This window comes from Aequorivita aquimaris, from assembly GCF_001573155.1.
GTDB lineage: Bacteria > Bacteroidota > Bacteroidia > Flavobacteriales > Flavobacteriaceae > Aequorivita > Aequorivita aquimaris.
The window spans coordinates 106809-120202 of sequence record NZ_JRWG01000001.1 but is presented as its reverse complement, the minus strand read 5'-3'; the positions used below and the strand labels follow the sequence as shown (position 1 = coordinate 120202).

The 13394-nt window shown below is 39.8% G+C and carries 11 protein-coding genes; 4 read left to right on the top strand and 7 right to left on the bottom strand.

Annotated features, from left to right (window positions below; genetic code table 11):
- Window positions 1-5: 5 nt before the first annotated feature.
- The 5 genes from LS48_RS00505 to LS48_RS00485 form a co-directional block, all read right to left on the bottom strand.
- Window positions 6-695 (bottom strand): LOG family protein, encoded by a 690-nt coding sequence (locus tag LS48_RS00505; RefSeq protein WP_062618898.1) that lies wholly within the window; start codon window positions 693-695, stop codon window positions 6-8.
- 83 nt (window positions 696-778) lie between these two features.
- Window positions 779-3613 carry an excinuclease ABC subunit UvrA gene (gene uvrA, locus LS48_RS00500; protein ID WP_062618895.1) on the bottom strand — a complete coding sequence of 945 codons (2835 nt, stop codon included), beginning with the start codon at window positions 3611-3613 and terminating at the stop codon, window positions 779-781.
- 88 nt (window positions 3614-3701) lie between these two features.
- Entirely contained in the window at window positions 3702-4715 is a 1014-nt protein-coding gene (locus LS48_RS00495; protein WP_062618894.1) for a hypothetical protein, read from the bottom strand.
- Window positions 4716-4999: 284 nt separating this feature from the next.
- Window positions 5000-6712, bottom strand: a complete 1713-nt coding sequence (gene ggt, locus LS48_RS00490; RefSeq protein WP_062618892.1) for a gamma-glutamyltransferase — start codon at window positions 6710-6712, stop codon at window positions 5000-5002.
- Complete coding sequence (locus tag LS48_RS00485; protein WP_062618890.1) at window positions 6709-7293, bottom strand: acyl carrier protein phosphodiesterase; 585 nt, start codon at window positions 7291-7293, stop codon at window positions 6709-6711. Before LS48_RS00485 ends, ggt begins: the two co-directional genes overlap by 4 nt.
- 40 nt (window positions 7294-7333) lie before the next feature.
- Between LS48_RS00485 and LS48_RS00480 the strand changes: the two genes are divergently transcribed.
- Window positions 7334-8404, top strand: a complete 1071-nt coding sequence (locus LS48_RS00480) for an acyltransferase family protein (RefSeq protein ID WP_062618888.1) — start codon at window positions 7334-7336, stop codon at window positions 8402-8404.
- Window positions 8401-9789 carry a phosphoglucosamine mutase gene (gene glmM, locus LS48_RS00475; RefSeq protein ID WP_062618886.1) on the top strand — a complete coding sequence of 463 codons (1389 nt, stop codon included), beginning with the start codon at window positions 8401-8403 and terminating at the stop codon, window positions 9787-9789. Before LS48_RS00480 ends, glmM begins: the two co-directional genes overlap by 4 nt.
- Here the strand turns inward: glmM and LS48_RS00470 are convergent, their stop codons facing one another.
- Entirely contained in the window at window positions 9790-10665 is an 876-nt protein-coding gene (locus LS48_RS00470) for a lysophospholipid acyltransferase family protein (RefSeq protein WP_062618884.1), read from the bottom strand.
- A gap of 93 nt (window positions 10666-10758) precedes the next feature.
- Here LS48_RS00470 and LS48_RS00465 point away from each other — a divergent pair, with 93 nt between their 5' ends.
- The gene (locus LS48_RS00465) at window positions 10759-11409 is read left to right on the top strand and encodes a rhomboid family intramembrane serine protease (RefSeq protein WP_062618882.1); all 651 of its coding nucleotides are present in this window, start codon (window positions 10759-10761) and stop codon (window positions 11407-11409) included.
- 13 nt (window positions 11410-11422) lie between these two features.
- Window positions 11423-12109: an SIMPL domain-containing protein gene (locus tag LS48_RS00460; protein WP_062618880.1), complete on the top strand. Its 687-nt coding sequence runs from the start codon at window positions 11423-11425 to the stop codon at window positions 12107-12109.
- 73 nt (window positions 12110-12182) lie between these two features.
- On the opposite strand, the gene LS48_RS00455 is transcribed toward LS48_RS00460, so the two are convergent.
- Complete coding sequence (locus LS48_RS00455; protein ID WP_062618878.1) at window positions 12183-13298, bottom strand: TlpA disulfide reductase family protein; 1116 nt, start codon at window positions 13296-13298, stop codon at window positions 12183-12185.
- Window positions 13299-13394: the final 96 nt, after the last annotated feature.

The following is a 13394-nucleotide window of genomic DNA, read 5'->3' as shown; positions in this document are numbered from 1 at the left end:
AAGAATTAGAAGTTCGGGCTTAAATTGTATTCGTTATAAAAATCGTTTAATATTTGAAGGACTTCGTCTTCCGAATCAACCAAATGTACCAAGTCCAAATCTTCCGCACTTACGTTGTTATTGGCTTCCAAAAGCGTTGTTTTAATCCATTCAAAAAGACCTCCCCAAAATTCGGTGCCTACAAGTATTAATGGGAACTTATCAATTTTGTGGGTTTGGATAAGGGTCAAGGCCTCGAAAAATTCATCAAGCGTTCCAAAGCCTCCGGGCATTACAACAAACCCCTGGGAGTATTTTACAAACATAACCTTTCTTACGAAGAAGTAGTCAAAATCGATACTTTTATCGCTGTCAATATAAGGGTTGTCGTGCTGCTCAAAGGGAAGGGTAATGTTTAACCCAACGGAAGTCCCTCCGGCCAAATGTGCTCCTTTGTTTCCAGCTTCCATGATTCCTGGTCCACCGCCGGTTATGACGCCGTAACCATTTTCAGTAATCTTTTTGGCAATGCTTTCTGCTAGTTTATAATATTTGTGGTCTGGTTTTGTGCGGGCAGATCCAAAAATGGAAACACAGGGGCCTATTCGGCTCATTTTTTCATATCCACCCACAAATTCTCCCATAATCTTAAAAATGGCCCAGGAGTCGTTGGTTTTTACTTGATTCCAGTTTTTAGGTATTTGTTCGTCTCTCATTTTTCAGTGTTCGATGTTATGAGTTATGCGTTATGCGTTATGCGTTATAAGTTAAGTGTTACTCGTCATTCGTTCCTCGTGCCTCACGAATGTAATTCTTTTTTAAGGAATCGGGCGGTATAACTCTTTTTGTCTTCGGCTACTTCTTCCGGGGTTCCCAGGGCCATAATTTTTCCGCCCTGCTTTCCGCCTTCGGGACCAATATCTATAATATAATCAACGGTTTTAATAACGTCCAGATTGTGTTCAATAATCAGTACCGTGTTTCCTTTGTCAACCAGTTTATTCAGCACTATCATCAAAACGCGAATGTCCTCAAAATGAAGTCCCGTTGTGGGTTCGTCCAGAATGTAAAAGGTGTTTCCCGTATCGCGTTTGGAGAGTTCGGTAGCCAGTTTAATTCTCTGTGCTTCCCCGCCCGAAAGCGTGGTGGATTGCTGGCCCAACGTAATATAACCGAGACCAACATCCTTTATGGTTTTTATTTTTCGGTGGATTTTCGGGATATTTTCGAAGAATCCATCCGCCTCGTTGATTGTCATTTCCAAAACATCGTAAATGGATTTCCCTTTATAACGTATTTCCAAAGTTTCACGGTTAAAACGTTTGCCTTGACAGGTTTCGCATTCCACATAAACATCGGGAAGGAAATTCATTTCAATAACGCGCAGACCGGCGCCTTTGCAGGTTTCGCAGCGGCCGCCGGCAACGTTGAAACTAAAACGGCCCGGTTTATAGCCACGAATCATCGCTTCGGGAGTTTTGGCGAAAAGATTGCGTATTTCAGAAAAAACACCCGTATAAGTGGCTGGATTGCTTCGTGGCGTGCGGCCGATGGGCGATTGGTTTATATCGATTACTTTGTCAATATTTTCAAGCCCTTCAATTTTTTTGTAAGGCATCGGTTTTTTTACGCCATTAAAAAAATGTGCGTTGAGAATAGGGTAGAGGGTCTCGTTGATAAGTGTACTCTTTCCGCTGCCGGAAACGCCCGTTACACCTATCATTTTTCCCAAGGGAAATTCCACTGAAATGTTTTTCAAATTGTTTCCCGAAGCCCCTTTCAACGTTAGCGTTTTGCCGTTTCCTTTTCTTCGCTTTTTTGGGACTTCAATTTTCTTCTTTCCGCTTAAATAATCTGCGGTAAGTGTGTTGTGTTTTTCTATTTCTTTTGGAGTTCCTTCGGAAACAATCTCGCCACCGTGCCTTCCCGCTGCCGGCCCAATGTCAATCACATAATCGGCGCTTTCAATCATATCTTTGTCGTGCTCCACAACAATTACGGAATTGCCTATATCCTTCAATTGCTTCAGGGAAAAAATCAATCGCTCATTATCGCGTTGGTGCAGGCCAATACTGGGCTCGTCCAAAATATAGAGCACGCCCACCAACTGCGAGCCAATCTGCGTTGCAAGTCGTATGCGTTGCGCCTCCCCGCCCGAAAGTGATTTTGAGCTGCGGTCCAGAGCCAAATACGTCAACCCAACATCCACCAAAAACTGAAGCCTTGAGCGTACTTCCTTTATAATTTCGGAAGCGATTTTAAGCTGCGTTTCCGAAAGGTTGTTTTCGAGGTTTGCAAACCATTCCGCCAATTCCACCACATCCATGTTAGCGAGTTCGGCAATGTTTTTATCGTTCACTTTAAAGTAAAGCGATTCCTTGCGAAGCCGTGTGCCGTTGCACTCCGGGCAGGGAATTTTGTCCATATATTCCTTTGCCCAGCGTTTTAGAGAAGTGGTTTCGTTTGCGTCGAAAGTATTTTGGATAAAAGTGGCGACGCCCTCAAAATCTATTTTATAGCTGCGGGTGATACCGAGTTCCTTTGAAGCAACTTCAAATTTTTCATTTCCGCCGAAAAAGATAACATTCTTTGCTTCTTGCGGAATACTTTCAAACGGATCGCTCAACTTAAACTTAAAGCGTTCCGCAATCAATTCAAGCTGCTTAAAAACCCAATTGTTCTTTTGGGGCCCGTGCGCGGCCAAGGCGCCCTGCTTTATGGATAGTTTTGGATTTGGAACGAGCTTGTTCAAATTTACCTCGTAGAGTTTCCCCAACCCTTTGCAATTGGGGCACATCCCTTTTGGTGAATTGAAGGAAAAATTGTTCGGCTCGGGATTTGGGTATGAAATTCCCGAGGACGGGCACATCAGCGACCGGCTGAAATAGCGGGCTTCGTTCGTATCGTTATCCAGGACCATCAGCACATCATCACCGTGGTACATTGCGGTGTTTATGGTTTCGGAAAGCCGCTTGTTGTTATCGCTTTCGGCGGAAACCTTCAGTCGGTCAATAACTATTTCAATGTCGTGGGTTTTATAACGGTCCACTTTCATGCCCTTCACAATATCGCGCACCTCGCCGTCCACGCGTACTTTTAGGAAACCTTGTTTGGCAATCTGTTCAAAAAGTTCGCGGTAATGCCCCTTTCGTGACCGGACAACCGGAGCCAAAATGCTCACTTTTTTATCGGCGAAATATTCAAGGATAAGCTGTTTTATCTGCTCATCACTATAGCTGACCATTTTTTGCCCTGTGTTGTAACTGTAAGCATCACTGGCGCGGGCGTAAAAAAGACGGAGGAAATCATAAATTTCAGTAATGGTGCCAACGGTAGAACGCGGACTTTTACTCGTGGTTTTTTGCTCAATGGCGATTACTGGGGAAAGGCCTTCAATTTTATCTACATCAGGGCGTTCCAAGCTGCCAAGAAATTGGCGTGCATATGCTGAAAAAGTTTCAATATAGCGACGTTGTCCTTCGGCATAAATGGTATCAAACGCCAAGGAGGATTTTCCGCTGCCGGAAAGCCCTGTGATTACTACTAATTTTTCTCTTGGAATGCGAACGTCAATGTTCTTTAAGTTGTGGACGCGGGCGCCCAAAACTTCAATAAAATCCTCATTTTTCAGCATAGCTGGCAAAGGTACTCAATAGATTGGAAAATAAAGAATGCATGGCAATGGCGCGGTGTTAATTTTTGGTAAAAAATGAAATGTTTTTTTAGCGGTTCACTTCCTTTGAAAGAAAAATATGAAATGTAACCGCAACGTAGAAGATGGTACTTATTACGATGGAATAACCGACAATAATAGCCAGTACCGAAAATCCGAGCATTAAATAGGTAAGCGGCAATAGCACACCAAAAACCATTAACAAAAAAAACACGATGTATAGATAGTAAATAAGTCGTGGGGTTTTTCTATTTATGTGGCTCTGGAATTGGGATAATTTCGGAATGACATCCTTGGTCAAGTGCTCCCAGAGTTTCGAAAAGAAAATTTCATTAAAGGAGGAGTTTTCAAACTTGTCCTGGTCTATGGTATTGGCAAGCGTTAAAATTTTCTCCCTGTGGCGCTCGAAGACGGCTTCCAGATTTAATGATTCCTTATAATTTCCGAATTTATATCCAAACACATACCACAGGCCTGAGCCGCATTTGTGTTCAACCCATTTTTCTATGATATCGTTGTCATAAAAAATAGGATAGTTTATAGTTTCGGGAATGTGCTTGTCCTTCGGGTCGGTCATCAACAGCGATTTTAATTCCAAATAAAGGTTCTCCGTTTCACCGAAATGATGCGTTTCTTGAAGAAACTCAATGGCCAGCTTAGATTTTCCTTTGTAAAATTCCTTAACGTCAAAATAAGTAAGATCGGCATAGTCTTTTTCCATATATTCCTTCAGTCCAGGAAGCCAAATATTTGAGTTGAACAAAATTTCAGCAATATTGCGGAAATTGTGCATTTTCTGTGTTGTCTTGCTTATTTTATGGATAATTTTGGCTTTATATGACTTTTGTCTCATGGCAGAAGCCGCTAAAAAAACCATTAAAATCGCCGATAAAAAACCACTGATGCCTATATAAATTGACGTAAGTTTTTTTAAATTTTCTTCAAAACCCAGTGTGTTTAGGTATTTATCATAAAGTAGAAAAATAAGCCCTGCACAGATTGCCCCACTTATCACAAAGGCAATAATGGAGTACAAATCCTTTAAAAAAGATTTACTTTTCATAGGCTACAAAGCGCCAAACGGCGAAAAGATAATAAAACGAGGATTTTTAAAACAAGAGAATTATTTCAGAAATGTGAATTGATTAATTTCTGCAACAAGAGATAAAGAAAAGATTATATAGGTTTCTACGGTAGAAGAAATAAATAGTTTTTTCAAAAAGTCTCAATCTAAATTTTTTAAAAATCCTTGGTTAATTCCCTCAAATCTAACCTTTTTTATTTCCCAAATATACCTCTTTCGATATAATGCACAACATTTCGATTAAGCGTGAATAATAAGTTAAATTAATAGCCTATAGCTGTATCATCGCCTCGACTATCAGCTCCGCCTTCTAGTTTTCCGTTTGGTAATACCAATATAGCATCTACGTAACCTATCTGTGGCAGTATTTCGGTAGATGTATAGTATCCTTTTGATTCTAGATCTGCGATGGTAGCTTCAGAAAAACTTTTTTCTTCCATCAAAACTACATCGGGCAACCATTGATGATGAAACCTGGGAAGATCTACTGCTTGCTGCATATTCATTTTAAATTCATAGACATTCAGAAATGTTTGTAGCACCGATGTAATAATTGTGGAACCTCCAGGAGTGCCCAAAATCATTAACAGCTTTCCGTCTTTTTCAACAATGGTAGGGGTCATTGAACTTAGCATTCTTTTTTGTGGAGCTATGGCATTTGCCTCTCCTCCTATAAGCCCAAACATATTTGGAACACCGGGCTTGGCGCTGAAATCATCCATTTCGTTATTCAAAAAGAAGCCTAGTTCCGAAATATAGAGCTTTGAACCGTACGAAGCATTAAGTGTTGTAGTGACTGAAACCGCATTTCCAAATTTATCCACGATGGAATAATGAGTGGTTTCCATACTTTCGCCAATACCTATTTTTCCTGGCTTAATTTCTTTGGAAGGTGTTGCTTTTTCCAATGAAAAGTTTTCCATTCGTTTTAAGAGATAATTTTCAGACAATAATGAATCTACAGGAATATCGATAAAATCAGGGTCGCCCAAATATTCACTTCTATCTGCATACGCCCTTTTTTCGGCCTCAACCAAAAGTTGGATATATTTTGTGGAATTGTGCCCATATTCTGAAACTGGGTAAGGCTCAATCATTTTTAAGATTTGCGCCAAACAAATGCCTCCGCTAGAGGGTGGTGCCATGGAAATGAGCTTAACATCTTTATACTCAAAAACTAGAGGTTCTCTCCAAATAGCCTCATATGCATCTAAATCCTCCTGTGTTATTATTCCTCCTTTTTTTTGAATATAATCGATCATCTTTTTTCCGGTCTCTCCTGCGTAAAACTCTGCACGTCCATTTTTCGCTATTCGCGAAAGTGTATTAGCAAGCGCTATATTTTTTAGTGTATCTGCCTCTTCATAAATCTCAGTAAAAATAGAAGGTTCGCCGTTTATTTTTTTAAATTGCTCTTTAAATTCATCAAAACGGGCTTTTTGTTTGGGTGTTATTGAATACCCTTTATTAGCAAGGTCTATTACGGGTTTTAGGAGAATTTCCATGGGAAGGGACCCAAACTTTTCATGAACAGCAAATATCCCCGCAATAGTTCCGGGAACACCTACCGCAAGGGCACCATCCGTACTTTTTTCAGCAATTACATTGCCCTCTTTGTCCAAATACATATCTGTAGTGGCCGCCAACGGGGCTTTTTCTCGAAAATCGAGGGTGCCAATTTCGCCGTATTGGCTTCTGTAAACCATAAATCCGCCACCACCAAGATTGCCAGCATTGGGGTAGGTTAGGGCAAGTGCCATTTGTGTAGGGATCATTGCATCAAATGCATTTCCGCCCATTTTAAGTATTTCAGTACCGATTTGTGAAGCTTCCGCCCGTGCCGAAACTACCATCGCGCTGTCTGCAATTACTGCTGCTTTTTCGGTTTTTGGTTTTTCAATATTGGCTTGGGCTTTCGGTTTTTCTTTGCAGGCGAAAAACAGTAATACGATCAATATAAGGTGGGTGGGTTTCATAGGCTGTCAAGTGTTTCTTGGGAAAAGACAATCAATTCTTCAAAAAAAGAGGTGAATTCAGCTTCAAATTCTTCGTAATATTCTTCAAGTTCCACAACGGCCAAGTTCATTTTTGAAATGCCTTTGGTACGCACGTTCATTTGTGCCAAAATTTTACTGATACCTTCCACGGTAGCATAGCTCAGCAACCAATTATCAGCAATCATATAGGGCATCATTTTTTGGATACGCGCAGGAAGAATTGTGAAGTTTTGCCTAAGCAAGGTATAAAAATTTTCCACGAAACCGGCTAATGGCTCCTCAGAATAGTTGCTCCAGTTTTTCGCCAAAAAGTGATCGTAAAGTATGTCCACAATCACCCCGCTGTAATGGCTGTAGTTTTTGTGAAGCCGAGCTGTACTTTGGTGTACCGTGGGATGTGCATCGGTAAAACTATCAATGGCACGGTGCAGCAAAATCCCCTTTGCGATGGAAGGCGGAAATTTTAAATACCGTTTTCCTTTGATGCCATCGGCAATAAAATTGCCGATGATAACACTTTCGTCCTTGCCGGAAAGATAGATGTGGGCCAAAAAATTCATTCAATAAATATATGTATTTTTGGGCTGTAAAAACTGAAAATTGAACCGATTACCAAATTTGGACCCACTGCGGTTTTTTCTTGCTTCCTTTGTGTTGCTTTTTCACTTACCCCAACTTTCCGCCAATCAGGGTTTGCCTTATTTTGATAGCCTTCCTATCTATCACCGTGGTTTGGAAGCGGTTTACATGTTTTTTGTATTAAGCGGGTTTTTGATTATTCGGCTCATTTATCGCGCAAAAATCAGGGATGCCTTTTCCATAAAAGATTTTTACGTCAGAAGGATTCTGCGGATTTTTCCTCTGTATTATCTTGTTTTGGGGTTTGGGCTGCTTTTTTACAATGTGATTTTGCCTTTTCTGAATATTCCTTTTGAAATAAATTACACTTGGAAAGAAGCCCTTTTTTATAACGTTTTCTTTCTTCCGAATGTCTTTGCAAAAATCTACGAACCCGGCGGCATACTTGAAATTTTGTGGTCTATCGGGATCGAGGAACAGTTTTATCTCGTGATTGCGCCTTTGCTCTTTTTTATAAATGTAAAATGGGTACTGCGCGTATTGAGCCTTTTGCTGCTTGGATATTTCATACTTTATTGGTTCGATGTTTTTGAGGTACTCCGTAACTATACTTTTGTATTTTTCTATCTGTTTTCGGGAGGGGTAATCGCAATTTTGGAAGAAAAGCAAATGCTGGATTTTTTAAAACGTTCGGCGGTTTTTCCTTTGGTGATTTGCATTGCGACATTGCTTTATTTTACAACCGATTGGTTTCTATTTGAGCCGCTTTGGCTTCGGGCTGCCTTCACGTGTTTTCTCTTTGGATCTTTTATCCATTCGCTGGCATTCAATAATCGGGGAGTAGAGGTAAACAGTAAAATTTTAAACCATTTCGGTAGTATTTCCTACGGAATTTATATGTTTCACGCCATTGTTTTAAATGCTGTTGTATTTTTGTTTTTGAAACTGGAAATGCTCCAAAACCTTAATGAAACTTTAACCATATTTTTATTGCACCTGCTTACCTTCGCAAGCACACTTTTGATAGCTCATTTATCTTACACCTACTTTGAGCTTTACTTTTTAAAATTAAAAAATAAATTCAGAAAATGACATTAATTAAATCTATATCAGGAATCCGTGGAACTATTGGCGGAACGCAGGGCGAAAACCTAACTCCAATTGATGCCGTAAAATATGCCGCAGCCTATGGAACTTGGGTAAAACAGCAACGCAATAAAGAAAGCTATAAAGTTGTTGTGGGCCGTGACGCGCGTATTTCTGGCGAAATGATCCAGCAATTGGTGATGAATACCTTGGTAGGAATGGGCATTACCGTAATAGATTTAAATCTTTCCACAACGCCAACGGTTGAAATTGCGGTTGCTTCGGAACATGCCGATGGTGGAATCATTTTAACGGCAAGCCACAACCCAAAACAATGGAACGCCTTAAAATTATTGAATAATAAAGGCGAATTTTTAAATGCCGAAGCGGGACAGCAAATCCTCGATATTGCCGAAAATGGAACTATTGAATTTGCGGAAGTTGATAATTTGGGTGAAATCCATAAAAATGATGCTTACATAGATTTGCACATTGATGAAATATTGAATCTGCCTTTGGTGAAAGCCGATGCCATAAAACGTAGCAAATTTAAAGTGGTTGTTGATGCGGTGAATTCTACGGGAGGCATTGCGGTACCTTTGCTTTTAGAGGCTTTGGGTGTTGAACTCGTAAAATTGCATTGCACGCCAAACGGACAGTTTCCGCACAACCCCGAACCTTTAAAAGAACATTTGGGCGATTTGATGGAAAGTGTTGTAAAAAACCACGCCGACTTCGGAATTGTGGTTGATCCAGATGTTGATAGACTTGCATTTGTAGATGAAAAAGGCGAAATGTTTGGCGAGGAATATACGCTGGTTGCGGTTGCCGATTACGTTTTGCAAAACACGCCTGGAAATACAGTGAGCAATATGTCTTCTTCACGAGCTTTGCGCGATGTTACCGAAAAGCACGGCGGAATTTATACTGCCAGTGCTGTGGGCGAAGTAAACGTGGTTGAATTGATGAAGGAAACTAATGCCGTGATAGGAGGTGAGGGAAATGGCGGAATTATTTATCCAGAGCTGCATTACGGCCGCGATAGTTTGGTGGGCATTGCTTTATTTTTAAGCTTTTTGGCGGAAGAAAAAATTCCCGTTAGCGAACTTCGGAAAAAGTACACGGCTTATTTTATGAGCAAAAAGAAGATTCAATTAACCCCACAGTTGGACGTTGATGCCATTTTAAAAGCGATGGAAGCAAAGTATGCTGCGGAGGAAATAAACACGATTGACGGCGTAAAAATAGACTTTCCCGAAAACTGGGTGCACCTTCGAAAATCAAACACGGAACCTATAATAAGAATTTATACCGAAGCAAAAAGCCAAGAAGAAGCGGATGGTTTGGCGGATAGGATTATTGAGGAAATTAAAGGAATTGCTGGACTATAGTCAATCCATTTTCCGCAACTTCCACCGTTTATGCGACCATAAATAATACTCGGGTTTTTCGCGAATCTGTGCTTCCAAAGCATCAAAAAACATACGAGTAATTTGAAAATCGGGGTATTCTTTTGGATTGTCAACCAAAGGAACAAAAGTGGCGGTGTAATACCCACGTTTCACTTTTTCAACTTTTAAATAGAGTACTGAAAAGTCGAGCTTTTTAGCCAGTTCCTCGGTTCCGGTGAACATGGGTACATCAATTCCCATAAACGTGTCGCGGTGTTTAAAAGCACCCTTTTTTGGAGTTTGGTCTGAAAGAATATAGGTAAGTGTTTTTATTCCTTTTTTCCACTTTCGGAAAAGGACAGCTACAATCTTTTTATTGCTCACAATGATGCCACCAAAGTGTTCCCGCGTTTTTTTCACAAGCGCATCAAATTGCTTGCTGCCCAAAGGCTTGTAAACGGCGTGGGCTTGATGCTGCATCAATTTGTTGAGGATTCCGCTCCATTCCCAGTTGCCGTAATGACCTGCCATTAGCAGGATGCTACGGTCGTTTTGGTAGTAATGGTCGAGTACTTCGGCATTGGTAACCACAAAACGTTTGCGGATTTCCTTTTCGGAAATGGTAAAGGCCTTTATGGTCTCAAAAATTATATCGCAAAGATGTTTAAAGAATTGCTGCGCGATCCGGTCTCTTTCTTGTTGTGTTTTTTCGGGAAAAACCAACGCCAGATTATCCTTCACTACTTTTTTGCGATAGCCAATAATGTAATAAGCCAAAACATAGAGCGCGGTGGATTTTATGTACAAAATGCGCATCGGCATAATGGAAAGAAGCCAAAGAATTGGATAAGCCAGTATATAAAGCAATCTTTGCATAGAAATTATTAGCGCAAAACTAACTAATTTTATTGCAAGAATTAGAATACAAAATTCATTATAATATAATAACCCAATAACTTCAATTCCTAAATGCAAAATTTAGATATCGCAACAATCGTAATCATCGCCGCCAATGTAATCATCTCGATGAAAGGTTTCAATGATTTTTCCTTTTTTGAAAAATATAAATTTAATATTGCGGGAATACGCCGTGGCGAGCAGATACGTATGTTTAGCTCTGCTTTTCTACACGCCGATTTTTCACATTTGCTCTTCAATATGCTTACGCTTTATTTCTTTGCACCCGTAGTTATTATGAGCGTTGGGATTACTTATTTTGTGATAATCTATGTGGCGAGTTTGCTGATAGGTAATTTGCTTTCCTTTTATTTCCACAAAGATGAATACCATTACAGCGCAATAGGGGCAAGCGGTGCGGTGATGGGCGTACTATATTCCGCTATTTTGTTTTTTCCCGATATGGGCCTTTATTTGTTTTTTATCCCTATCCCCATTCCAGCGTGGCTTTTTGGGATGGCATATTTGTTGTACTCTATCTACGGAATGAAAAAAAGATTGGGAAACATTGGCCACGACGCCCACATTGGTGGGGCCATTGGTGGTTATGTACTTACACTTGTTTTTGCACCTTATTTGTTTCAAACAAGTTTATGGATCGTGGTTTTACTCGCCATTCCATTAATTCTTTTATTCGTTCTTCATAAACTAGGAAAAATTTAAAAAAAAGAAAACTATGAAAACCTTACAAACACTTTTAATCTTAGCAATAACTACAACTACCGCAATGGCTCAAAACACACTTCCACCAAACACTATAGACGTTACAGGCGAAGGGATTGTTCGCGTGGTTCCAGATGAAGTTACCATCAACATTCGTGTGGAAAACACCGGAGAAAACACCAAAACACTCAAAGAACAAAACGATGCAACCATCAGCGAGGTTTTAAAATTTCTGAAGAAAATGGACATAGCCGATAAAGATGTACGCACCGAATATATGAACCTCAACAAAAACTATGACCATAACAGCAAAACGTACACCTTTGCCGCCAATCAATCACTTTCGGTAAAGCTGCGCGATCTTAAAAAATATGAGGCAGTAATGAAAGGCTTGATTGATACTGGAATTAACAGGATTGACGGTGTGAGCTTTTCTTCTTCAAAAGAAGAGTCACTAAAAAGCGAAGCGCGAAAAAAAGCGGTTGAAAACGCTAAAATGAAAGCTCAGGAATATGTTTCAGTTTTAAACCAAACAGTAGGGAAAGCTGTTTCAATTAGTGAATTCAATAATGCCGGCGGGCCGCAGCCTATGTATAAAATGGCAATGATGGATTCTTCATCGGGCGGGGGAGGCCAAACGATTGCCCTCGGCGAAATGGAGATTAAAACAACGGTGAATGTTAGCTTTCTTTTGAATTAAGAAATATTTTTTCCAAATAAAAAGCCTCGGTTTCATTTTAAACTGAGGCTTTTATAGTTTTAAATTTTACTGATTATTCTCCGCCTAAAAGCGTAGCAATTTTTGCTTCCAATGCAGCTCCACGAAGGTTTTTATCTATAATGATTCCGTTTTCATCCAAAAGGAAGGTTGCGGGTATAGACCTAACGTTGTACTGTTGCGCAATAGGATCTTGCCAAAATTGAAGATTGGATACATGGTACCAATCCATTTTGTCATCTTGTATGGCTTGTAGCCATTTGTCTTTTTGTCCCTCTTTATCTAAAGAGACACTTATAATATTTAAACCTTTATCGTGATATTGGTTGTAAACCTTTACCACATTTGGATTTTCTATTCTACACGGGCGGCACCAAGATGCCCAGAAGTCAATAATGGTGTATTTGCCCAGCGCATCCTTTAAGGACATCATTTCACCCGTCGGGGTGGGAGCACTGAAATTGGGTGCTGCGTTCCCAATTTCTGCTTTTTTCATTGCCTCAAGATTAGTTTTTAAATCTTTTACAATTTCGGTTGAGGCTAGTTTAGGGTCCATCTTTTCAAGATAAGCAGAGGCTTCCGCTGGAGTAAGATCTTGCCTGCCAACCATTTCGGAAATAAGCATTGCTGCAAACAATGTGTTATTGTTGTTTTCTAGGAATTCTTTTTTATATTCTGTCTCTTCTGCCAGAATATTTAGATTTTGGCTTTGAATTTGAGCAATTGCCCCAGTGTCATTTGTCTGTTTTGCGGCGCGAAAACGCTCCATACTTTCTTGCTTTCTTTTATTGAAAACAGTCATTTTATTTACAAATTCAGTATAAGCTTCATTTTGTTTACCACCAGATACGCGTGAAGCCTGAATACTATCTTTGTAAATAGTTGCCTTCATATCTACATTTTCAGGAAAAAATAGGACAGAGCCTTGTACTTCGTTAACCCTTAAGAAATTAAGACTTGAATTTTCTTTGTTGGGATAAGTTGCAGAAAACTTTCCTTGATTGATTGTAATGGTATCCAGTAATTTAGGTTGCTTGTTTTCCAGCGTGTAAAGATACATTTCAGTACCATCGGCAAAGCCAATTGCGTCGCCTTCCAGCTTATATGAATTGGTATCTTTATTGCAGGAGATTAATGAAATTGTTAAAAGTAAAGCTAAAATCAGTCTCATAAATTTGTCTTTTTTTAAGATTGTGGCAAAAATAGCTGTTTATTCTCTCAATGTGCGAAATGAGCTATTTTTTTATTATTTATTAACATATTATGG

Coding starts and splice junctions, on each gene's coding strand:
- LS48_RS00505 (WP_062618898.1), bottom strand. CDS start 695: ATGAGAGACGAACAAATACCTAAAAACTGGAATCAAGTAAAAACCAAC.
- uvrA (WP_062618895.1), bottom strand. CDS start 3,613: ATGCTGAAAAATGAGGATTTTATTGAAGTTTTGGGCGCCCGCGTCCAC.
- LS48_RS00495 (WP_062618894.1), bottom strand. CDS start 4,715: ATGAAAAGTAAATCTTTTTTAAAGGATTTGTACTCCATTATTGCCTTT.
- ggt (WP_062618892.1), bottom strand. CDS start 6,712: ATGAAACCCACCCACCTTATATTGATCGTATTACTGTTTTTCGCCTGC.
- LS48_RS00485 (WP_062618890.1), bottom strand. CDS start 7,293: ATGAATTTTTTGGCCCACATCTATCTTTCCGGCAAGGACGAAAGTGTT.
- glmM (WP_062618886.1), top strand. CDS start 8,401: ATGACATTAATTAAATCTATATCAGGAATCCGTGGAACTATTGGCGGA.
- LS48_RS00470 (WP_062618884.1), bottom strand. CDS start 10,665: ATGCAAAGATTGCTTTATATACTGGCTTATCCAATTCTTTGGCTTCTT.
- LS48_RS00465 (WP_062618882.1), top strand. CDS start 10,759: ATGCAAAATTTAGATATCGCAACAATCGTAATCATCGCCGCCAATGTA.
- LS48_RS00460 (WP_062618880.1), top strand. CDS start 11,423: ATGAAAACCTTACAAACACTTTTAATCTTAGCAATAACTACAACTACC.
- LS48_RS00455 (WP_062618878.1), bottom strand. CDS start 13,298: ATGAGACTGATTTTAGCTTTACTTTTAACAATTTCATTAATCTCCTGC.